This is a genomic window from Sphingobacterium multivorum (assembly GCF_039511225.1).
Classification (GTDB): Bacteria; Bacteroidota; Bacteroidia; order Sphingobacteriales; family Sphingobacteriaceae; genus Sphingobacterium.
The window spans coordinates 1,417,484-1,441,037 of sequence record NZ_CP154261.1; the positions used below are offsets into that span (position 1 = coordinate 1,417,484).

Genomic DNA, 23,554 nt, shown 5'->3' on the forward strand with positions numbered 1-23,554 from the left:
CGTGGCTTTTATGTGGAGAGATTTAGTACGATCAGAAATCCTAATATTCCTAATTTTTGAAGCATAATCTTCATAGACGGTTTTATATTTGATTAGTAACGTGTTGTTTGGAGTATAAAAGTAATATAGCTATTATCCGCAATAAATTTTATAAAAGCGTCATGTACTATCCTGAAACTAAAGAAAAACTTGTCTTATGCTAAGGTCGATTGGAAAATCTATCTATAAATTCGTTAATAATAACGGAAAATCGAGGCCGTATTTAATATTCAAAAAATAAAAATTGGCAATGGAAAATTATAGTCAAACTATCCAGTTGGGTGTAACAAAGGATCGGGTATTTAAAGCACTAACCGATGAAATACCATTTTGGTGGACAATCATGTTTGAGGGCTCTTCCAATAAGAAGGACGATAGATTTACAATTCGCTTTGGAGATCTTATTTACAAAGTAATGCAAGTGGAAGACTTACATGAAAATGCAAAAGTTGTTTGGCATGTCGAAGATTCATTGATAGCCCTTCCCGGATTGAATAATCAAAAAGAATGGATTGGCACAACGATCGTTTGGGACATCACAGAAAAAGAAAACGGGATTGTGTTGCAACTTGAACATATTGGCTTATCCCCTGAAATCGAATGCTATGATATTTGTACAGATGGATGGCGACAATTTGTGAAAAGTTTAGAAGCATATATTGAAACAGGTAAAGGGCAGCCTTTTTCGAATTGATCCTTGCTAGCAAATATAGCTTCTGTTAAGGTATTACTATCTTCATAGTGGGTTGGATGTGACAACCAAGCTTCCGGAATGGATTTTTTATCATAATAATATATAACTGTGAGCCTGCCCTTGGGGGGCTCCAGTATCTGTCTCTCCTCCGAGATTAATAATCCCTAAAGCAGTGCCTCTATAATTTTTCTTTCCTCCCAAAAGTACCATAGGCTTGATTCTAAGCTGTCTATCATATATCCATTAGATCCCAGCTCATCTTCAGATTTACTCCTGATGTTATGTAGATTGATGCGGTCGAAATAAAACCTCTCCGCTGTGGAAAGAATTGATTGGATCTGAATTCATTGAAACTAGAATAGCTATAATTTCTGGTAGAAGCTTTGTTAATTGTTTGATTAATTTATGAAAATAACAATTAAATTAATAATCTGTTTGATGAAATAATTGAAATAATTTACGATATTTGAATGAATTATAAAACTGTGAAGAAATAAAAATTAATATGCTTTCTGAAATATCAATGGCCATATGGATCTGCATTGGTGTGGAAAGCATTTATTTCTAGAATTGAATAAGAACAATGGAGTATTTTTCCCAACTTGGATACCATTCTAACGAAATCATAAAATTCGCTGCCGCTAGCGGAATCTTTTCCCTACTTTTAAAATGTGGTAAAGTAATCCATTTTACACCACAAGATCCGGAGCATTTTAGAGCCTGGTTGACTGAAAAAAACATTGAAGATATTAAAAGCGAAAAACAGCAGCGAGAATTTTTGAGGACTAGCATTTAATACCATAAACAGTAGATAATATTTTGGTGAAAAGCCAAAAATTATATTTTTTTATATAAAAAATCAATTTATACGATCTTATGAAAAAGACATTACTTCTATTGGCGCTGCTGATTTGTATGACCATTAATAGCTTTGCCCAAGAAAGTTCGATGTTATGGAAAATTTCCGGTAATGGTCTAAAACAAGATTCTTATTTGTTCGGTACGATCCATATGTTGTGTCCAGACGACTTTGTCATCAAACAGAAGAATTTAGATGCACTAAATGCTAGTAAAAAGGTAGTTTTTGAAGTTGATCTTTCCAAACCAGAAAATGCAAAATCTCTATAGGCATTTACTGTTTCGGATCCGAGTTTTATAAAGTCATTTTCTGAAGACGATATCAAAAAGATGGACAGCGTGTTGATCGCACAGCAGCTTTCAATCAAATTGTTGGATTATGTATCACCTGTTGCTGTTATATCCTTGTTCTCGATGAAAGGATTTAATTGCCCGGATCCGACAAAGATGAAGTCTTATGAGGTTGAGCTTTCAGCACTTGCGACCAGCCAAGGAAAGGTAATAGGAGAATTGGAGACACCTGATTTTCAATTTAATTTGCTGAAGGATCTTATTACACCCAAATTGTTCATGGAATCTGTTTTTCAGTTGGACGAATACCCTGCATTGACAGTCAAGATGGTTCAAGCTTATAAATCAGAGAATTTGGAAGAGTTGACAAAATTGCTCCAAGATCCAGCCTGGATGACGAAAGAACAAAAAGAAAAATTGTTAATTGGGAGAAATTTGAATTGGAGTAACCTGATACCCCCTATGATTAATGAAGAATCCTGTTTTATTGCCGTTGGCGCAGGGCATTTGGCCGGTGATCAGGGGCTGATTACCTTACTCGGAGAAAAGGGATTCAAAGTGGAGGCTATAAAATAAATCTTATCTTAGTGGTTATTTAAAACTAAGAAAAAAATGGCATCCGAGCATAACAAAACAGTAGAGATATTGAAAACAGGTGTCAAGACATATATTCCACTGCAAGATGTAATTCAGGCATTACGATTTATTATCTCTACTTCGGCGGCAAGCTGTGTAAAGGAAATTAATATGCCGGCAATGTGTGATTTTAATCTATAACTTTGCTTTTGATATGCTCTTCTTGCCGTTATAAATTTTTTGACATCGCGATAAATTTGCATTTGGTCAACGTATACATGCACTATATCAAAAAGATTGGTGCTTGAGCCGTCCAAAAGCTTCCTTTGTTGAAAAAACATGAGGAAACAAGTATTATGTGCAGTTATACTCAGCGGTTTTACTACGCTGGCTGCACATGCTCAAAATGCAGTATCGGGACAGGTTACTGTGGATTATGTCCCACTATCAAATTATATACGCCCTGAAGATAGTGTTAAGACAGGTTCAAAGAGCGATTTTAGGCGGATACAGTTTAACCTGGAAGTTCCACTATCCACCAAAATAGACTCTTTTGGCAATATAAAACGCTGGTCCTGGAAGATAGGGGCAGCTTATGCAAAGATGGAAAATAGAGGGTATGAAGAACCCTTATTCCCGACTGAAATGCTCAATGCGGAAATGGGACTTCAATACCTGACCTCATTAAGGAAAAATTGGTCTCTATTGACTTTCGCCTCCGTTGGGATTTATTCAGACCTCGTCAAAGTAAATGGTAAGGATGTACTGGGGCAGGGGGGAGTGCTTTTTATCAAAAAATTTAGACCGAATTTAGCTTTTGGTTTTGGCCCTGTGTTGAGCAATAGTTTTGGCGTGCCAATGATCTTACCTGGCTTGTATTTTGATTGGAAAACAAATGGAAAAGTGAAGTTCAATGTGAATTTCCCACAGGGTCTTTCCGCATCCTATAACCTCAATGAATTGGTTGATCTTCGTGCTGTCGTTAATTTAGATGGTATGACTGCAGAGCGAGAAAAGAATGGGAAATCTACTTTGGCCGGTTTTATGTTATTGACAGCTGGGCTTCAGCCTCAGTTCAATTTGGGCAAGAGCCTTAAGCTCCAGCTGACCGGCGGAAGCACACTCGCTAGATTGTATGTAGAAAATGATAGGTCGCTGAAAAGTTTATTCAAGAACAAAAGTCAGGCGGATCCTCGGTTTTCTCCAACCTTCTATACTTCCGTAGCACTTAAATGGAATATGCCTTAATCATCGGCTGAGGAGCTTCTTAAAAACAACATTTTGGAGAAGCTCCTCTCTTTTTGTACGCGATATCGGTAATTCTTGTTCCTGTATATATACTCTCCCTCCAGTAATGATATCAATGTGGTTTACATTGACTAGGTAGGATTTGTGAATACGAAAAAAATGGTTGCCGGGTAATGCCTCTTCCAAAGCTAACATGGTTTGATGGATTGTAATTGTACGTTCTTTAAAGTGAAGTTTTGTATAATTTTGCATACTTTCCGCGTACAGAATATCTGTCCAGGAGATTTTAACAAAAGCATCCCCCTGTCTTACAAATAACATATTGTCATTCGGACTACTTTCCTGTAAGGGTTTGTTCCGCTGTACAAAAAGCTGATAAGCTTTGGTGCTGGCCTGATAGAAACGCTGGAAAATTATAGGTTTGAGCAGGTAATCAACAGCTTGAAGTCTGAATCCTTCCAAAGCATATTCTGAATAAGCTGTGATGAAGATGCATAAAGGCGGGTTTTCAAGGGAGTCTAAAAAGTCTATACCATTGAGATAGGGCATATTAATATCTAAAAAAATAAGATCTATATCGCCCTGCTGTAACCTCGAAGTTGCAGCTAGTGCTGAAGGAAATGTTTCCACTAAATCCAAAAAATCGATCTGCTCGGTCATTTCGGCAATATGTTGCCGCAGCATAGGTTCATCGTCGACGATGATACATTTCATTTTAATTTCTTCCATTGTCAATAGTTAGCTGTTAAGATCGATGGTCAGTTGTATAGTAAAACTGTTGTCAAGTTTATGGATTGTTAACGAATAGTTGTTTTCATATTGCAGTTCCAGTCTTTTTTTTACATTTTCCAGCCCTATGCCCGAGTGTCCTGTCGAAGCTAATTGCGGATAGTCCTGATAACTATTATTGATGTTGAATTGAAGTTTTCCTTCTTCCTCAACACAGGATAGCTCTATGCTTCCTTTTTGATTTGGAAGGCGGTTTACGTGTTTAAATGCGTTTTCGACAAAACAGATAAGCATCAATGGTGCAATATATAAATCCTTTGAAGATTGATTCCATGAACAGCTTACATCCAGTTCGTTACCCCACCGCATTTTTTCTATGGCTATAAAATCCTGTAAATATTGCAGTTCGCGTGTTAAAAGTACGAGCGGTTGGTTGCACTCATAGAGCTGATACCTCAGAATGTCCGAAAATTTCAGAAGCAAATAATCGGCCATTTCCACATTCTTTTTCATGAGGATATGAATATGGTTCAAGACATTAAACATAAAATGAGGATTGACCTGATCCTGCAAAAATTTTACCTGACTTTCAAGAAAATTCTGCTGCAATTGACCATGGATACGTTGAATATCTGCATGTTCCTGATAAAATCTAATTCCGCAGGCCGTACCATTGATCAGTAGGGAAGATGGAATTGCTTGATAGAAATGAGTGAGTATTAGCTCTGTCCGTTCATGGTTAGCTATTCCTTCTTTGGTGAGAATGAAATAGAAATCTATACTTCCAATTAAAATAGCTAAAATAACTACAAAAAGCACTGCTTTTAGTACAAAAGGTTTCATTTGTTGAGCCTTGATCGCTCGTGGTAGAACCCGGTCACTCAGCCACTGCGATACAATAATCGAAGAAGTCATGATTAGCGAGGTGTGCAGTAACGCCTGGAGCGAATCGAACTCGCCTTTTATTTGAATCCATACAGCAAACCCAAGAACGAACCAAAAAGAAATGAGAAAAAGATGTTTATTTAAATAGTTTTTTTTGAACATATGACGATTAAAAAAAAATACCTTTGGAGCCTGATTCCTAGGTAGCTCCAAAGGTAAAACTTATTCATTGTTTTAGAAGATAAAGTAACCCAATCCAATGGAAAATGCCTGTGGTTTGGATTTAAAAGATTTATTAAGGTCAGAAAAACCGCGTTCATAACGAACATCGAGTGTAAATCGCTGAATATCGACTCCCAGACCGCCGGTAACTTGTAAGTTTGATTTATCAAAATGTTTCATTCCCTGTTGTATTGCTTTTAGAGGCGGCAAATTGTCGTTTAGCGTATAGCTGTAAATTGCACCAGCTAATACTCGGAAATTGATGTCCTGATTTTGGTAGATTTTGTAGCCTGCAACGACGGGGATATCAATCGCATTCCATTTGAGTTTGCTTTCGGTTTGCCCTTGCGGTTTAAGGGCTGCTTTGCGTTTATTGAAAAGAGCTTCACCCTGGATATAAGCTCTTCCAAGATTAACTCTTGCCATACCCCCTACGTGTAATCCTATGGCATATTTGTCGTCTAAGTCTGCTAATTCGGTATTGAGTTTGTTGAGACTACTTCCCCCTTTAATACCCAATTGAATGAAAGGTTGCTCCTGAGCAAACAGTTTTTTGCTAAACATCATGGCAAATAATACGATGCATGATAAAATTGCGTTTTTATTCATTTTATATTGTTTTAATTTGTCCAAAAGAACAAAGGATCAATTCCTTGGCAAAAAGAGTTTGACGAACGGCATTTTTGGAGTGACGAAGGTTATTATAGGAATGATTAGCCTGTCAAGATTTCTATTTGTTTGTCAAGATTTCTGGCTTAAGCGTATTTTTTGTAGGATTGATGGGAAAAGGTCTATTATTTTTTTTAACTTACAAGATAGATTTTGTTTGGTCAATTGTGTTGTACAAATAATCGATTTCATGAAAAATCCGTTGAAGCGAACGTTTTCCTTTTCCTATCTGGTATGGCCGTTTTGTCTGCTTATACTAACATCTTGTTCTAAAGAAGGACTTAATTCACAAGGAGGTCTAATAGATCCCGGTTTTAAAGCTGTCAACTTACAAACCGGAATCAAGGAAAATGTGATTCCGATCAAAGCGGATTTATGGTATGTGTCCTATGTCAAAGATGTCCTTACAGGAGAAATATTGAAAGATTCCACTGGAAAAAAGCTCAAATTGGAGCTTACGGGCTCGATTGGAGTTGACGGTGGGTGGCTACAGTTGGAAAAAACAATTAACAACGAGCTTAAATTGACCTTATTGGAAAATTTTAGTGATCAGCCCAGGAGTTTTGCCATTGGCATATTGTCAGCGGATAAAATGGATGAAGTGAATTTTATTCAAACTAGGGCTGATGGATATGAGCTGGTCAAAAAAGAAATCAAAGAAGTGAAAGAAAGCCGGAAAATCTATGTCAGTACCGAAGGCTGTACTGCGATGAATCTGGTAAATAGCTCAAATCGAGAGCGAAAAGTCGATATCACTGCCATTTTTAAGGACGTAAAATATAGTTCCGAATTCATAAGTGACAGCTACGGTGCTTTTGACTGGCTCAATAAAACAGATTCTACGATTTTCATGGATGAATTAATGGTAAATGGTGGAGTTCGCTGGCAAGGTAAAGTTCCTTACAGCAGAGGCAAAACTTTTGAAAATTATATTAAATCTGGAGATAAACAAGAATTGCTGCTCAAACCTAATGCCCAGATGACCGTGAGAGGTGAATTCAAATACCTCGAAAGAACTTGCAATTATATCTTCACCATCAAGAATAAAACATCCGGGCACGAATTCCAAGTGATGGGTATCTGGAAGCAAAAAGTTCCGCTGACCCCACGGACTATTTTGCAATAAGATTATTTATTCTATTGAACTAGCGATGTAGGCATTTACTTTCATGAGGCGTGTAGTGCATGTTTTTCTGTTTTGTAGAATACCTTGAAATTCGCCGTTAGTTTGGTTCTTTTAACGAGAGACTAAAAGTAAACTTCTTTTGCATTAAAAAGCTATAAATAGTAACAATAAAAGTGCAGAAAATTTGTGATGGAGTAGGATATCAAAGAAATTGCTCAACAAATAACTTCAACAGAAGGTAATTTATCAATAAAGAACCGAGATTGGAGAATAGATATCTACCTAACATCGTATAAACCGTAAATCCTAGAACTTGACAAATATATAAATCTGCCTACCTATAGCGGGTAGATGATTGACAAATGGTTTGAATTGAGAAAAAATTAGGATTACATCGCTATCTTTTCTTATAATTGCATTAAATTAGATTTATTCTAAATAACTGTGAAGAGCGAAAATACCATAATTGTTGATTTTAAGACTCCTAATGATTTTGAGGTCCTTTATAGGAATACTTCCGAGCAGTTATTCAATATTATTTTTAAACAAGTAAGAGACCACGCGATCACAGAAGAACTTGTACAGAATATTTATCTCAGACTTTGGGAAAGAAGGTTTGAAATCCAACTATCCATCCCTATACAACATTATTTGAATCGTGCTGCTAAACTCGCAGCTTTAGATTACCTCAAAACCAATAATCGTCGGAACATACATCTTAAGCAGCTTTATATTGAGCAGGAAGAGAGCGATAATGTCACTGAGAAAACTGTCTTTTTCAGGGATTTAAAGAAGAGGATCCATGCAATAACCGATCAGTTACCTCCCAAGTGCAGAACAGTTTTTGTTATGAGCAGAGAACAGGGGCTTAATACCCGTACGATTTCGCAACGTTTATCAATCGCTGAAAAGACTGTTGAAGCACATCTGACCAAAGCTTTGAAAGCGATCAAAAATAGTATCGATCGAAAAATATAAAAAAAATCAAAACAGACTAAGGGTATTAGGTACTTTGGCCAACTATACTAATAAAGGGGCTATAATTAGATAATTGCCGTTTCCTTTGAAAAATTGATATAACAACAATACGTATTACACAAGAGTTGTATTTTGGAAATTAACCCAGATATTTTAAAACGATATAATGAGCATACGGCCAGTGAAGCCGAACGCAAAGCAGTTGAAGAATGGCTCGATGATCATTCAGTTGAAACTAGTATTATCCCAACGAATGAATTGTATGCCATGAAAGCATCTGTATGGGATCGTGTTCACGAAAATATAATAGGAACAAATGTAGTCAAGCTTGTGCGTACACGGAAAAAAAGTGACTACCTTCCGTTAACAGCGGCTCTTGGATTACTGTTACTAATAGGTTTAATCTGCCAACAATGGACTTCACACGATCAGCGCTACTCCGATGCTATTGTCATTACTTCTGCCCAGGGTGATGTTGAGATTTTGGACGACCACTGCAGATTACAATTTTCGGGATACCTTCAGGTCTTCAACCGTTCATCTAAAGTTAAATCAATTGAATGTAGCAACGGCGAGAAATACACCTTGGCACCGGGCGAGACCTATTATCTGGAAACCATCGATGGCAAACATTCTATTGTACAAGAAAGCAATCTTTCACCAGAAGATAATTGTTCGCGTTTCATCCGCGGTGATGTGAAAATATATGCGGGAAAAGCTAAAAACAATGTATAAAATTTACAGATTTCGAATCACAAATTACGCTATTTTAACGATCTGTCTGCTAGCTCTCTTTCTGACTGCTTGCAACAGTCCGTCAAATAGTAAGATGAATAACGATAATGGATTGATTGTGATCGGAACGCGTGTGAATACCCCCAAAGGGCGGATGTTCTATTTGGGAGCCTATCGGGATATACCCCAAAAAGTTGATCCCAAAGATATGTTGCTCTTGGGGCGCGAAAATGCGATATATTCCTATGGCGAGCATCCTTACATTTGGGATGGTATCTCTGCTATGCTGAGGAAGTATCATGTAGATAAACAGATGAAGATAACGGCGACTGACTCTATTCATTTCAAAAGCTTAGTTAACAGTGAATCATTTGGTTCGTTAGCCTTTATTTCCGAGCAAGAGGCTTATGCATTCTTTCTTGCCGACGGAAAGATTATCCAGTTCAATCCAACTACAATGCATGTTGCTGCATCTTTAAACGTACAACCACTTCCGAAGGGAAAAGCTACAGAGGTCAATACAAACACCTATTATTCCTTTGTAACGGACGATCATACCGTACTATTGCCTATAGGAACAAATCCCAATAGCTTTGCTAAATTTCCGACCAATGCCCAGGTTGCTGTTTTCAATTACAAGGGAAAGAAAATACAGTATTCAAGTGATTCACGTATGTCGTTAGGGTATAATAATTTTGCTGTGGATATTTTGAATGGCGACCTGTATTACAGACCTTCTAAGTATATTGCTCGAGCACAGGATTATTCACCTGTAGTAGATTCACCGCCAACAGGAGGATTGTTGAAAGTTCAGAAAGATGGGAACTTTGATACGGACTTCTTTGTCGATCTTCAGAAAGTACTTGATGCGCATCGTATCGTGTCGGTTATTTATATCAAAGGTAAAGATGTGCTGGTGCAGTATATTGAAAAGGGATGGAGAGTTCCAGAAGATCCCGGGGCCTGGTTTAACTGCCCGACCAAATTGGCGGTGGTTGATTTGCATAAAATGACCTATAAGGATCAACCTCTTTTAGATAAATATGGAACCATTTATCCAGTGGGTGAGGTGGATGGTAAACAATATTTTTCCAATTTCGGAGCGCAAGATGGTACCTATCATTTTCTTGAACAGGATGATGGCCAAATTTTCAAAACTAGAATAGAGGCTCTTGGCGGAAGTGGTATCTATATCGCCCGTATCAGATAACGATAAAATATTTGTCGAATAATTGAAATGCTGTTTGCTAACAGCAATGGGAATGTTATTGACTAGTGTTTTCGTTTAGTGTAAATATTTATTGTTGTATATATATTATTCATGTTTTTTTATTTTTTCAGTTATGAAATCAGTTTTATCAATTTTCTTATGTTGCATATTATCCTTTGCTGCCACGGCGCAAACGCAGGACAAAGTCAAAGGAAAGATTATGATATCCGAAAGCATTCCGGCAAAAGATGCACTATTGAGACTCCTGAATACGGCCTACCAGACTAGGACCAATGCCGCTGGTGAATTCTATTTTAATGATGTACCTCCGGGAAAATACATTCTTCAGGCCTCTGTCAATGACGTGGAGATTATCCGTGAAAATATCAGTATTAACGAAAATGCAGACAACCTTCCTGTCATTTATGTGATCAAAAAAATGAACAATTTAGATGGGGTAACCGTGTATGGATATAAAAGAAACAAATTCTTGGATCAGGATACAACAATGATTGCCAAGATACCACTATCTTATATGGAAAATCCGCAGGCATATACCAGCATCAACCAAACGATCATGAAGGAGCAATTGACTACTGACGTTTCTGATGCATTGCGTAATGTACCTGGTATGATTAAGATGCAGGGTAGTCCTGGTCGAGGTAGTGGCGACGGTAGCTTCTATTACAGTTTGCGGGGATTTCCAACGAAGGTTTCTATGGTGGATGGCGTTCCCGCTACGACAAATGGGGAGATTGATCCAGCAGATATAGAACGTATAGAAGTAATCAAAGGACCAGCAGGAACCTTGTATGGTGGTGCCGTGACTTCTTTTGGCGGATTGATTAATGTGACGACAAAGAAGCCCCGTGACTATTTTGGTGGCGAAGTAGCCTATACATTTGGAAGTTTTAATCTCAATCGACTGACTGCCGATGTCTATGGTCCTGTAGATCGCAATAGAAAAACACTATTTCGATTGAATAGTGCTTATCAATATCAGAATGGATTTAGGGATTCCGAATTCAGAAAATCATTCTTTGTCGCGCCAACGTTCAGTTATCAGGTCAGTGAACGTTTGACATTTAACCTTGGAGCACAAATCTATAATTACGAAGGTACTAATACGCCGATTATCTTCTTGAGCAGAAACCGCCAATTTTTTGCCAGAACACCGAAAGAATTAGGTTTTGACTGGACAAGATCCTATTCTAATAACGATATGACATTGAAAGCTCCGGCAATTAATATCAAAGGTGAGATCAATTATCGGATATCAGATACCTGGACTTCCCAAACCATTATCTCCAGAAATTTTCGTAAAACGGAAGGCCTTTATCAGTATCAGTTCATCCGCGGGAATACCAGTGATGCTTTGCTTGAGCGCAACGTGCAATGGAACAATTCTGAGGCTGCTTCAACAAGCATACAACACAATCTCAATGGTACATTCCAGTTGGGAAGCATTAAAAATAAACTGCTAATTGGAATTGATTATCTCAATCAGTCCTTACGTAATAACCATTCACCTATCGTGAAGTACGATACCGTAAATGCCCAAAATCTGACAAGTGGCTATGGTTTTATTTCCCGGGAACTGGCAACGGCAAGTATTCAGAAATCAAAAGGCAATATGATCAGAACCTACGCATCTAACAATGTTTATGGCGCTTATATCTCCGATGTTGTCTACCTGACAGATCGCTGGACTACCCTTTTAAGTCTGCGTTTAGACCATTTTGATTCCAGAGGACAGCTCAATCTGAATACGAACGTTCGTGATGGAGAATATAAACAAACAGCTTTATCCCCCAAATTTGGTATGGTCTATCAGTTGGTAAAGGAGCAGCTTTCAGCTTATGCGAATTACATGAATGGCTTTAGTAATGTTGCACCTGTTGACAATAAAGGAATTGTAGGCTATAGTAATATTTTAAAGCCGCAAATGGCTGGACAATGGGAGGCGGGATTAAAGGCTAATCTTTGGAAAAATCGCTTCAACATGACTGCATCTTATTATGATATCACGGTGAATAATATGAGCAGGGATATTGAAGTTACCCAGGATGGACAATCTGCTATTGTCACGATCCAGGATGGAGAACAACGTAGTAAAGGTGTTGAATTTGAACTGATCACTAACCCGGTGAGAGGATTAAATATTATGGCCGGATATACTTACAACGATAGTAAATTTCAGAAAGCTGATGCTTCAGTTGAAGGGCGAAGACCTGCATCTGCAGGACCGGCAAATGTCTTTAACTCTTGGCTTAGCTACGTATTTCAGAATAGAACCCTTCATGGATTTGGAATCGGACTTGGTGTTAACCGTGTCGGTGAGCAGATTACTGTAGATCAAGAAGCGACAGGGCGGTTCACCTTTCCGGCATACACGCTGGTCAATACATCTCTTTTTCTGGAAAGAGATAAATATCGATTTGCAGTGCGTATGAATAATTTGAACAATAGCGAATATTTTGCAGGACAGGGGGTAATCGTGGCTCAGATGCCACGTAATTTTGCTGTGCAGCTCAGCCTGAGGTTTTAACTAGATCATAAAAAAGCCACATCAGATGATGTGGCTTTTTTATGATCTGCTTAATAGCTATACAATGTCTTATTTGACTTGTGTAATTGCTCCGTTAGTAACGCTTCCCCAATTTGTAAGACTTCCATAAACAATTAATTTAGACTTGCTGTTGGCAAATTCTACCTTTCCACTACCATTAATAGTCAAGTTACCGTATACGACAACTTCACCGTCAATAACCATTTTACCATTGATAAATGAAGTGGATTTTGATCCGACAGTTCCCTGAGAAAGTGAACCTGTTACGCTCAATATGCCACTCCCGTTCACGGTAAAGGTTCCACCAATAACGCCTGAACCTACCAAATTCATCGTTGAATTGACGTTAATGTTTTGCTTCAAAGCTATTGAACCATACATGTTGAATACGCCGCTGTTGATGTTAACAGAATTTCCATTGATATTAAGTGTTCCACACCAGTTAAAATTCCTGTTGATATTTACGTTTGAAGCAAATGTTTTTGTATCCGAGTAGCTCGCTTCACTATTAACATTCAGGTCTCCTTGTGTACTGCCTGTGAAAGCAGGATAAGTACCATTACAGCTCGGAGTTGTTGGTTTCAGATCGATGAGTTTAAGAATTTTTAAGCCACCTTTTCCGGTTGCGACAAAAACATAGTTATCTCTACTGATGACAAAATTACTTGAACTATTGTCAATCGCATTGAAACTTGCACTACCAATATAGTTAAAGTTGTTTTGTGTGTCAAATTGATAAGCTGCGATACCAGCGCCACCGTTGGCAACAAACACACGTTTGTCGTTTGTGGATACAGCATTGGTCACGATATCTTCCGGATCCATGTTGCTGTCATCAGGACTTACTGGAATACTAATGCGTTTATCCAAAGCTCCTGTATTTATATTATAAATACCCAAGCCCTGAGCGCCTTCAGAAGCTAAAAGATAACTGCTGTAAAAATCAATAGTACGCTTTGCTGAACTTGGATTTTGACCCACATTGATTGTTTTAACCGGATCAAGATTATTGGATACAACTTTTATCCCCTGTGTTCCTGAAAGCACATACACTTGATTCTGGTATGTTCTTACAGATAGGAGATCCGCAATAGTTACCGATTTTTCGATAGCACCCGAAGATTTATTGATTTTAGAAATAGCACCAGCATTACCTGAAACAGCATACTGGCTTTCGTTGTTAAAAGTAACATCTGTTGCCACATAACTTGGTAGACCTGTATAACGATAAGCATCGGTAGGTAAGCCATTCTGAAGCGGTAAAACAATAAGAACTGCAGGGGAGGTCATTTTTGCCAATACACCTTCATCTGCTGCTCCAGCTAAGAGTAGGCTATTGCCATCAACCGCTAATGAGCTTATGTCGATATTCGGCAATTTGGCATTTACGATAAGACGTGGGTTGTTAATATCTGAAATGTCGATGACATCGACACCACCAAGATATCGATCGCCTTCGGTATTGTAACTTACATAAGCGTAGTTCCCCGAAACAGCAACATGGGTTGCACGAAGCTTATTGCCTTCATAATCCGGAGGAGCGACTTGTGCGACCAATGCTAACGAGAAGTCTGGGTTTTGAGTAGCAGTGACTGTCGAACCACTGGTTGCTCGCTTACCGGATGCTAAAAGATTAGATAACGGCAATAAACCAGCATTTTGATGATCTAAACGTGCATTCAGTTGACTTGCATTATTGTCAATAACAACAGATTGATTTTTAGGATCATCAATGTTATCATTGTTTTTGTTACAGCTAATAATTGCGGTCAATGTCAATGCTAGAAGTGGCAGGTAAAATTTCTGTTTCATAATATTATATATCTATCGCAAAAGTAAACCAAAAATCTTATAGTTAAGTTTTGTTGCGGTTAATTTTTATAAAGCTGTAGTTGTTTTACTACTAGATTTTATGCTGTGTAAACTTTTAATGAACATAAATTTTCCCATTACATGCTCAACTGAGTTTACATGTATAGAAAAGGGTCTGACATAAATCAGCCCCTTACTTTTTGAAGATGAAATTCTTTGTTTCTTCTTGTCGTTGTGATTCCCCTTTTATATGGAGTTATTTTTTTCTAATTCTCATTTGAAATTTAACGTATTAAAGCAGCTTAAAGAAGGACTCCTTTATCGCTGCTCCTTGGGCAATTATTTCTTGAGGCTCAAATGTCATAAACTGCAAAGCTTTTGATTTGTGGCGTTTCTGTCGCTTCGATGACATGAAAGCGAATTTTAGATGTTTTGATCTTGTCAAACTTATGTATCCTTTTGTTGCCAACTGATTCACCAGAAGCAACGTTTACCCAATTATTATCGATCCAGGCGGCTATGGTGTATTTTCGAATACGCTCGCCACGCTGTATTACCTCACCAAAGATGATCTGATTTACAGTTTTAGGCGTTTTCAGGTCTAGGGTAAAGTCTTTTGCTGCTTTGTTTTTAACGATTGCTACGGGATGGGATATGACAGTGGTCAATGCTCTGCCAAACTCCGCTAGTCGATCAACATCCTCCTTAGGAACTAGGCCGCTCGTATCGACTACAATGCCCAGTAACATGTTGGAATTTCTGCCTACACTGGTATAGTAGGAATCTACTAGCTGATCCACCGAAAGGAGCTTCTGTCCATTTTCTTTCCAAAACCATCCACCTTGCCAACCGGTGCGCATAGGGAAATCGGCTTCTCCGGGGCACCATAGTGATCCATTTGGATTGCCGTTCAAACCATCGATAACAATTGTTCCGGTAGCTGATGTCGTAAAATCCGAACGGCTCCAATTGGGATACGGTGCTCTTCCTTCTTCATTTCCTATCCATCGTATTAAATTTTTGGCATCACTTGGACCTTGAAAAACCACAGCATCAGGTTGCAGTTTTTTTAGTAACGGAGCAATATCTGGTCCGCCATCTTTTATGGGCAGTACCCCACCATCAAACCAAATTTCAAACAGCTTACCATAATTTGACCATAATTCGGAAAGCTGCGTTTTCACAACATCATTGTATTGTTGCTGCGTAAGTGGGCCTCCTGATTGAACTTTACCTGGATTATTCACATGCAAATATCCATTGGCGGAAGCACTGGCATAGATGCCAGGTCTGATGCCATATTTTTGACAGGATTGGATAAAATCCTTTACGATATCGCCTTTTCCTGCTTTCCAAGGTGATTTGCTGATATTATAGTCATGTGCTTTGGTAGGCCATAAGCTGAATCCCGAGCAATGCTTTGCAACGAGTACGGCATATTTTGCACCTGCGGCTTTGGCAGCCCTGATCCATTGATCGGTGTCCAATTTACTCGGGTTAAAGACCGAGGCTGGAGGATGCGAGCCCCATTGTTGCCATTTATAGTCGGGTACATAATTTACAACATCGAAGTGAAAAATCACCCCGATCTCCGCTTCAGCCCATGCTACATGGGCAGGAGAAGGGAACACTTCCTTTTGTTGGGCGTAACAAAGTAAGCGCAACAAAAGGAAGTGGATCATTAAAATATAGTTCTTCATTTTTATTTGTACTATTGCCATCCTGCATTCTGTCCCAAAGTAGGATTTAAACTTATTTCCTCTAACGGTATTGGAAATAAATACATTTTGTCATTCCATGATCTTTTTTCTAGTGCGGTGTAGATCCGAATATAAAAATCGCCATTGACGGTTATACCATTGACTTGTGCAGCTGGGTATTTGGCTCTTAAAGCTGGAGTAAGTTTCATCCCTAATATAGTTTCAGGACGTTCGATTCTTTTTCCTGCTTTCCAGCGTAACAGATCGTCAAACCTAAAACCTTCGTCAGCGAGTTCGACTCTGCGTTCCCGTCTAATTTCGTCTATCAAAACCGGAACCTCTGGAAATGCCGAATTGGGATCTCTTTTTAACGAAGCAATAATCATCTCCGGCATACCGACACGTCTTCGTAGCAGATTGATACTTTTGTCAATATCCGTTTGTTTGATATCACCCAGTTCCGCTTTAGCTTCGGCATAAATCAACAATATCTCAGCATATCGGAAGATAAAGAAGTCTAGCGTGGATTGATTGGCCTGCCACATAGCGGGGTCAGCACTCCTTCCCTTGATCAGTTGATAGCCTGTATTTGCAGTGTTTGTTCCAATTCTTGGTAGATCGATAATGTCTTTCGATCCATCGCTGTTTTGTAGTAAGACAAAGCCTTTGGTTGCAATCGTCTGTTTAGCCCGTGGATCACGATCGGCAAATTCATCCTCAGGCGTGTTGTCTCCTTTATATTTTGTACTAAGTGCAGTAGGCAATCCATCTGAGCAAAGATAATTTTGGACGAAATCCTTGCTATAACCGGTTCCTGTCTCGCCCAAAGTCCTGCTGATACCATTCATTAGGATGCTTTGGAGGTAGCGCCTTCCAAGGATAGACTCGGTATTGCCATTGAGTTCTTGCTGGATAAAGAGATTATAATAATCCGTTGTCGGGTTCCCGGTGGAGTATAGAGAATATTTATTTGATCCCATAATAAGTTCCGCAGCACTGAGCGCTTCGCGAAGATATTTTTCGCTCCCTTCGACGCCGAAATATTTCCTTCGGGTTCCTTCCCATAAGCATATCCGGGCTTTGAGCGCAGCAGCGGCATACTTATGCAAGCGACCCGCAGAAACGTTGTCGGCTGGAATATTATTAAGAGCAAAATTTAGGTCGGCCAGGACCGAATCCATCACGATATTTCGCGGCGTTCTCGGCGCATAGAGCTCTTCACTTTTTTCCGTAAGATCCTTGCTGTACCAGGCAACGTCTCCATAACGTTTGGATAGTCCCCAATAAAAAAGAGCCCGGAAGAACCGAACCTCACCGGCATATTGATTTTTAATCGTCGGGCTTGCTTCAGCATTATTGTATCGCTGTAAGAAATAATTGACATTCCGGATATTTGTCCAGTTATAACTGGCATCTGTATTGGGAACAACATATTGACCGGCTAGAAAGGTGTTTATACTGCTTGGAACTTTGTCATCCGACTGATTGTCTTGGATAAAATTTTGGGTAGGCAGGGCAGTATAAAACTGATTGGCGTAGAGCATCAGGTCATTTTCGTTCTTAAAGAACGTTGGTTCGGTTATAGAGGACAAAGGTAGCCTGTCCAGATAGCTATCTTTTTTACAAGAAGCAATAAATGCCAATGAACCAAGTATGAGTAGTGTTTTTAATGTTTTCATAAACTAAAAGCTAAATCTTGTCAATTAAAATCCGAGTTGTAGTCCAAATGCCACCGATTTACTCTGTGGAGCATCTTGAAAATTGAGGACTTCGGGATCGAAGGCATCAAACAGGTTGGTAAACGTTAGGAGATTCTGTCCCGAAATGTACACACGGGCACGACCGAGTTTGGCCTTTTCAATCCATTTTTTAGGTAATGAATAACCCAATGTAAGTTGTTTCACCCGAAGATAGGCCGCGTTTTGAAGGTATTTTGTCTGCTGTTGCGAGTTGCCACCATTACCAAATCGTAGCCTCGGAAAATAAGCATCTCTGTTTTCTGGTGTCCAATAATCTGTTGCATAGACAAAAGGGACATTCCATTCGCTCGTAAATCCCCAGAAAGCACTATTGCTGATCCAGGTATCTCGTTTGCCTATACCTTGTAAGAAAGCGGAGAAATCGAAGTTCTTGTAATTTAACCCCATGTTAAGGCCAAACGAATAACGAGGGGTGGAATTTCCGATGATTTTCCGGTCCCCAGGGTTACCGACCGTATTGTTGCCGAAGTCGATCTTTCCATCATTATTTAAATCTGCATAGCGGATATCGCCAGGCCGCCAGGTACCACCCCATACTTGGGTCTGTTTTGGGGCCGAATCGATTTCTTCCTGACTTTGAAAGTAACCCTGTGTTTCAAATCCCCATATTTCGCCGTCTAATTTACCTTCATACCAGTTATTGAATATTTTGGTTGTATTCAATGGATATTTAGTGAGCTTGGCATGATTGTCCGATAGCGAAAGCATCAAGTCATAGGAAAGCTCGTCGCCTATGTGGTCATTCCAACCAACACTAAGTTCCCATCCCTTGGTAACCAATGTACCTGCATTTTGGCTCGGTGCGGCTGTTCCCAGTACGGATGGCAGTGGAACCCCTGCAACAAGCATATCGCGTGTACGTCTTTCGTAAACGTCAAAGCTACCGGTAAGACGATTTTTAAGTAAGGCGAAATCTAGACCGAAATTGGTCGTGGCCGATTTTTCCCAGGTAAAGTTTGTGCTTACAAGCCCTGGAGCCCCGACACTTACACCGGTTTGATTACCAAAAATATAACCTACACTATTGTTTACGGGCATTGTTGGTAGGTAAGGATAGAAATTAGTCGCAGAATACAGATCATTACTGTTAAAGCCTTGGTTAGGCAATTCACCGTATGATCCTCTCAATTTTAAATCATTGACAACATCCTTAATGCCTTCCATAAAGCTTTCTTCCGAGATTCTCCAACCTGCAGAAACGGAAGGGGTGAAGACATATCGTTTATCAGCAGAAAAACGAGAAGATCCATCGTAACGACCATTAATTTCCAATAGGTATTTCTTATCGAAAATATAGTTCAATCTGAAAACTGTCCCAAAGAGTGCCCACTCATTTTCGGCCCCGGTTACACTTGGTCTTGGATCATTATTTAGATTAATCGCCGGTTTGGTGGGGTCGACAAGATTATTTGCGAATATGCCTAATCGTTTGTAGCGGCTGCTTTCTCGATTAATACCCACCATTGCTTTAAAATAATGTTTTTCGGCGAAGGTGTTTTCGTATGTTGCAAAAGCATTTAAAGCAAAGTAATTATGGTTATCTGTTGTTTCTGATACAGATGAAGGGTTTGTCCAAGGAAATGTTCCGAGCAGAATCCCATTCACACCATATTCCTTAAAAGGAATCTGATGGCTTTGTAAAAAGTTGTTGTAGGCATTCCAGGTATAATCAGCGACGACTGACACATGTTCGATAGGTTTGATTTTCACTCCTCCGGTTAGCCATAAATCATTAGAATATCGTTTTCTTTTTCCGTTGTTGGCAGCTACAGCGAATGGGTTGGTAAAACTTCCTTGTCCTGAAAAGTTACCGTCAGGATGTCGAATTGGCATAGTCGGTCTCAAGTCTCCAGAGATCCATCCAGATGATGTTCCCCCCGTAACGACTCCGGCGGTTTCTTTATCGTCTATATGTGTGAGGGCGAAATTTCCTGTTAAGGTTAACCAATCTGTAATCTCAGAGTTTACTTTCATCGATGGATTCAAGCGTTGATACTTTTGGCCAGCCTCTTTAAAAAGCCCCTTTTGTTGTAGATATCCTAAAGAAGTGATGACCGAAGTTGCACCACGGCCACCCTGTAATGATAGATTGTGTCTTTGCATCGGCGCCCAACCTGGATATTGTTCCTTAATCCAGTCTGTATTTCCTACATAACGATACTTGGCTGGATTGGAAGGGTCTACATACACCGGAAGGTTGTTGACAGGATCGTTAAAGTAGGCATTTGCAAGAATAGAATCTTGTTCTGTAAAAGACTCTGTCGCCGTGGTTCCGCCGTCTTGTCCGTTTCGATTTGCCTGGCGGTGCATCCTAATGTAATCGATCGAATTGATGTATTTGGCCATTTTGGTAGGCCTGGAAATGGTGTATTCTCCTGTATAATTGATTTGTGGATTTTGGCTTTTCGGATTCTTTGTCTGAATCAAGATGACGCCATAGGCCGCTCTACCGCCATATATAGCTGCCGCAGCAGCATCTTTTAAAACGGTTACATTTTCCACATCCGAAGGATCAATAGAATTGGGGTCACGTTGTACCCCGTCTACTAAAATCAGTGGACCTGCGGTACCGCCATTGATCGAACCTGTACCGCGGATATTGAATTGAGAACCAGTGCCAGGTTTGCCATTGGCCGAAGTGATGTTTAGGTTTGGAACCAAACCTTGTAGTCCTTGACCTAAATTCGCAATTGGACGATCAGCTAGACGTTTGGCACTTACAGTTGCGACTGCTCCGGTCAGATTCTCTTTCTTTTGGGTACCGAATCCGACAACGACGACTTCCTCGAGGTTACTGTTTGCCGCCTTTAGAACAACATTTATTTCGTTTTTCCCCTGCGTGGGTATTTCTGCTGTTGCATATCCAACGGAGCTAATAATCAATAGGCTGTTTGATTCCGGTACAGTAAGGGAAAACTCCCCTTGGGCATTGGTACTTGTGCCGATGGTACTACCTTTTAAAAGAACATTTATACCAGGAAGAGCTTGCCCATTTTCGTTTGTCACTCGCCCTGTGATTGTCCGTTTTTGAATATTGTCATTGACGTTTTTAGCAATAAGCTTTGGCGCCAATTTACGCCCTATAGCGATAGAGCGTCCCTTTATTTGATAATCTAACGATTTATCGACTAAGAGTTCATCCAATAGAGAGCTGATCGATTTATTGTTAGCACTGATCGTGATCGGTTTAATATTTTTCAGGTCGTTCTCGTCATAAATGAACGTGTAACCAGACTGTCTACTGATCTCAATCAATATATTTTTCAGTTGTGCTTTATGCTGGTTGAGGTTAATGCGCTGTGCGCGAACATTTCCCATAGCCGCCATAATGGAAGCCAATAATAGAACAAAGGTTAGTTTCATAGACAGGTGTGTCTTGTAAGATTTCAGGTATTGGTAATAATACCTTGGATGATCTTTTTTCATATTTTTTAAGTTTAATAAACAATGCAGGTTGACATCTATACAGTCCTTGGTTGCGGAGACCATATGAGTCAGATTTACATTGGCGGTTATAGGTTTTCGTTCCAGGTTTCTGAGGAACTAACACAATAATTGGTTTCGGATCTCTTCTCGAATGTCGATGAAAAAGCTTTTCTTGTCAGGTTATCGCATAGCTACAATCCTCCTTCCTTCTCGTGTGAATTTTACGTTTGACTTCAACTCAATAGCCTGCAACACTTCAGATAATTTGGCGTCCCTTGGGATAATGGCTGAAAACTTACGATCGCCATAGGGGCCCATGTCGACTTCAACGTCATACCAACGTTCGATCTTGCGTGCATATTGGCTCAAAGGCTCCTCATGCAGTACATAAAGACCGTCCTTCCATGCATAACTATCTTCAATACCGCTGGTTGTTATTTCAATAGCATCTTTTCCATTGACAATTGCCTGTTGCCCCGGACTTAAGAGGGCCTGATGTTTAGTCTTTGTGTCCGTAATGCGCAGACTGCCACTGACAAGTGTCGTGTATGAACGGCCATTGTCATTATAGGTATTGACGTTGAAACTTGTCCCCAGCACTTCAATACGCTGTTGTGCTGTTTGTATGACAAATGGTTTGTGTATATTTTTGGTAACTTCCAGGTAAACTTCACCTGTCAGCTGGATTTGTCTTTCTTTACCAATAAAGGCCGCTGGATAAGTGATAGAGGATAAGGCATTCAACCATGCTTTGGTACCATCAGGCAGCACGACTTCAAATTGACCGGCAGCCGGTGTTGAAAGCCGGATTGTTTTTACATTCTCCGTTTCAATGATCGTCGTTCCATTATTGTATCCCAATGAGCCTTCTTTTGAGATAATGCTGCTATTTTTTCCGTCTAGAGCAATTGCTGGTTGCCCATCTATTGATAATAACGCTTTGTTTTTGCCAGGCGCAATGTCATCAACAAACAATTCATGTTTGCTTTCTTGATTATTATTCCGTTGTAGATATAGTATTGTTCCAATTGTAAAAAAAGCGAGGAGAATTGCAGCAATTGCTATAATGTACCCTTTATTATTATAAGGCTGCTTTTTAGAGATTCCCTTTAATCTTTTTTGTAGTTCGATTACATCCGAAATTAGCTCCTTGTCAGATGGAATTTGGTCTTCACCTAGATTAAGATACCATTCTTCAACAAGCGCTTGTTCTTGTGTTGTACATTTCCCTTCTAGATATTTCTTAAGTAAGGACGGGCCATTTCCATGCTCTTGGTTCATCATGATAATATAGTTGGTTACTTCTATATGACGGATGAGAAGGGGGGAGAGGGGGGGCGATTAGAAAATTTTACAAAAAAACAGTAAGCTTACCCAAAGCAGGCTTCCTAATTTACTGCGAAGCAGACGTAGGGCTTCTTTCATATAACTGCGAACGCTATGTTCTGATAGATTAAGCTTTTTTGCGATATCCTTGTGACTGAGATAGTGCTCCCTACTCAGTTCAAAGACCTCTCTTACGCGTGGGGAAAGCTTATTAAGCACACGATCTATTTGTTCCTGAAGCAATTTTTCCCTTAGGGAATGGTCAGTACCTCCAGTATGATGTGTTGTAATAGGAGGTAAGGAGGCCAAATACTTAGTTTTTGATTGTTCTTTGGCGATGTGATCTATTACACGGTAGCGTATGGCACTGTGAAGGTAGGCAGATATTTCTCCCTGGATAGCCAACGTATACCTGTTTTGCCAAATCGAAGCAAATAAGTCATGGACGATATCCTTAGCGGCTTCGCGATCTTGCAACTTATTGGTTGCGTGAAGATATAATAAGGCAAAATAAGTGTTATAGAGCTTCTGAAAGGCAAGAGAGTTCCCATTCTTTAGCTCTTGCAGCAGATCCCTTTCTTCTATTTTTTGCTTATTGTACATGATCAATGGACAATATTAGTAAACAATGCATAGTTGAGCAAATCTATTCAGCTTTTGTTTGCATGCACACGATTGCGTAATATTTGATCGAAAAAGAG

The 23,554-nt window shown here is 39.5% G+C and carries 17 protein-coding genes and 1 pseudogene; 9 read left to right on the top strand and 9 right to left on the bottom strand.

Annotated features, from left to right (window positions below):
- The first annotated feature begins 289 nt into the window (after positions 1–289).
- The 4 genes and pseudogenes from AAH582_RS05885 (at position 290) to AAH582_RS05900 (ending at position 3,706) form a co-directional block, all read left to right on the top strand.
- Positions 290–733, top strand: coding sequence for an SRPBCC family protein (locus tag AAH582_RS05885; RefSeq protein WP_286752517.1), 444 nt, complete (start codon positions 290–292; stop codon positions 731–733).
- 948 nt (positions 734–1,681) lie between these two features.
- Positions 1,682–2,458, top strand: a pseudogene (locus AAH582_RS05890) (TraB/GumN family protein).
- Between the two features lie 36 nt (positions 2,459–2,494).
- Complete coding sequence (locus tag AAH582_RS05895; protein ID WP_197083948.1) at positions 2,495–2,659, top strand: hypothetical protein; 165 nt, start codon at positions 2,495–2,497, stop codon at positions 2,657–2,659.
- Between the two features lie 138 nt (positions 2,660–2,797).
- Positions 2,798–3,706, top strand: a complete 909-nt coding sequence (locus AAH582_RS05900) for a DUF6268 family outer membrane beta-barrel protein (RefSeq protein WP_343321487.1) — start codon at positions 2,798–2,800, stop codon at positions 3,704–3,706.
- Here AAH582_RS05900 and AAH582_RS05905 read toward each other — a convergent pair whose 3' ends face one another.
- The 3 genes from AAH582_RS05905 to AAH582_RS05915 all read right to left on the bottom strand — a co-directional run bounded on the left by AAH582_RS05905 (position 3,707) and on the right by AAH582_RS05915 (position 6,151).
- A complete protein-coding gene (locus tag AAH582_RS05905) occupies positions 3,707–4,435 on the bottom strand; it encodes a LytR/AlgR family response regulator transcription factor (RefSeq protein ID WP_075991393.1) in 729 nt (242 codons plus the stop codon).
- Between the two features lie 9 nt (positions 4,436–4,444).
- Positions 4,445–5,350 (bottom strand): sensor histidine kinase, encoded by a 906-nt coding sequence (locus AAH582_RS05910; protein WP_343321488.1) that lies wholly within the window; start codon positions 5,348–5,350, stop codon positions 4,445–4,447.
- Between the two features lie 204 nt (positions 5,351–5,554).
- Positions 5,555–6,151 carry a porin family protein gene (locus tag AAH582_RS05915; RefSeq protein WP_046671688.1) on the bottom strand — a complete coding sequence of 199 codons (597 nt, stop codon included), beginning with the start codon at positions 6,149–6,151 and terminating at the stop codon, positions 5,555–5,557.
- A gap of 250 nt (positions 6,152–6,401) precedes the next feature.
- Here AAH582_RS05915 and AAH582_RS05920 point away from each other — a divergent pair, with 250 nt between their 5' ends.
- The 5 genes from AAH582_RS05920 to AAH582_RS05940 all read left to right on the top strand — a co-directional run bounded on the left by AAH582_RS05920 (position 6,402) and on the right by AAH582_RS05940 (position 12,808).
- Positions 6,402–7,337: a hypothetical protein gene (locus tag AAH582_RS05920; RefSeq protein ID WP_343321489.1), complete on the top strand. Its 936-nt coding sequence runs from the start codon at positions 6,402–6,404 to the stop codon at positions 7,335–7,337.
- A 444-nt stretch (positions 7,338–7,781) separates the two neighbouring features.
- A complete protein-coding gene (locus tag AAH582_RS05925; RefSeq protein WP_159729715.1) occupies positions 7,782–8,315 on the top strand; it encodes a sigma-70 family RNA polymerase sigma factor in 534 nt (177 codons plus the stop codon).
- A 132-nt stretch (positions 8,316–8,447) separates the two neighbouring features.
- Entirely contained in the window at positions 8,448–9,050 is a 603-nt protein-coding gene (locus tag AAH582_RS05930) for a hypothetical protein (protein ID WP_343321490.1), read from the top strand.
- A 94-nt stretch (positions 9,051–9,144) separates the two neighbouring features.
- Positions 9,145–10,260: a hypothetical protein gene (locus tag AAH582_RS05935; RefSeq protein WP_343321491.1), complete on the top strand. Its 1,116-nt coding sequence runs from the start codon at positions 9,145–9,147 to the stop codon at positions 10,258–10,260.
- Positions 10,261–10,393: 133 nt separating this feature from the next.
- Positions 10,394–12,808, top strand: coding sequence for a TonB-dependent receptor (locus tag AAH582_RS05940; protein WP_343321492.1), 2,415 nt, complete (start codon positions 10,394–10,396; stop codon positions 12,806–12,808).
- A gap of 69 nt (positions 12,809–12,877) precedes the next feature.
- On the opposite strand, the gene AAH582_RS05945 is transcribed toward AAH582_RS05940, so the two are convergent.
- The 6 genes from AAH582_RS05945 to AAH582_RS05970 form a co-directional block, all read right to left on the bottom strand.
- The gene (locus tag AAH582_RS05945) at positions 12,878–14,641 is read right to left on the bottom strand and encodes a hypothetical protein (RefSeq protein ID WP_046672103.1); all 1,764 of its coding nucleotides are present in this window, start codon (positions 14,639–14,641) and stop codon (positions 12,878–12,880) included.
- A gap of 353 nt (positions 14,642–14,994) precedes the next feature.
- Positions 14,995–16,341 carry an alpha-L-fucosidase gene (locus AAH582_RS05950; RefSeq protein WP_343321493.1) on the bottom strand — a complete coding sequence of 449 codons (1,347 nt, stop codon included), beginning with the start codon at positions 16,339–16,341 and terminating at the stop codon, positions 14,995–14,997.
- Between the two features lie 11 nt (positions 16,342–16,352).
- Positions 16,353–18,020 carry a RagB/SusD family nutrient uptake outer membrane protein gene (locus AAH582_RS05955; protein ID WP_343321494.1) on the bottom strand — a complete coding sequence of 556 codons (1,668 nt, stop codon included), beginning with the start codon at positions 18,018–18,020 and terminating at the stop codon, positions 16,353–16,355.
- 24 nt (positions 18,021–18,044) lie between these two features.
- Positions 18,045–21,527, bottom strand: coding sequence for a TonB-dependent receptor (locus tag AAH582_RS05960; protein WP_343321495.1), 3,483 nt, complete (start codon positions 21,525–21,527; stop codon positions 18,045–18,047).
- Positions 21,528–21,707: 180 nt separating this feature from the next.
- Positions 21,708–22,811 carry a FecR family protein gene (locus tag AAH582_RS05965; RefSeq protein WP_343321496.1) on the bottom strand — a complete coding sequence of 368 codons (1,104 nt, stop codon included), beginning with the start codon at positions 22,809–22,811 and terminating at the stop codon, positions 21,708–21,710.
- A 57-nt stretch (positions 22,812–22,868) separates the two neighbouring features.
- Positions 22,869–23,456, bottom strand: a complete 588-nt coding sequence (locus AAH582_RS05970; RefSeq protein WP_046672100.1) for an RNA polymerase sigma factor — start codon at positions 23,454–23,456, stop codon at positions 22,869–22,871.
- Positions 23,457–23,554: the final 98 nt, after the last annotated feature.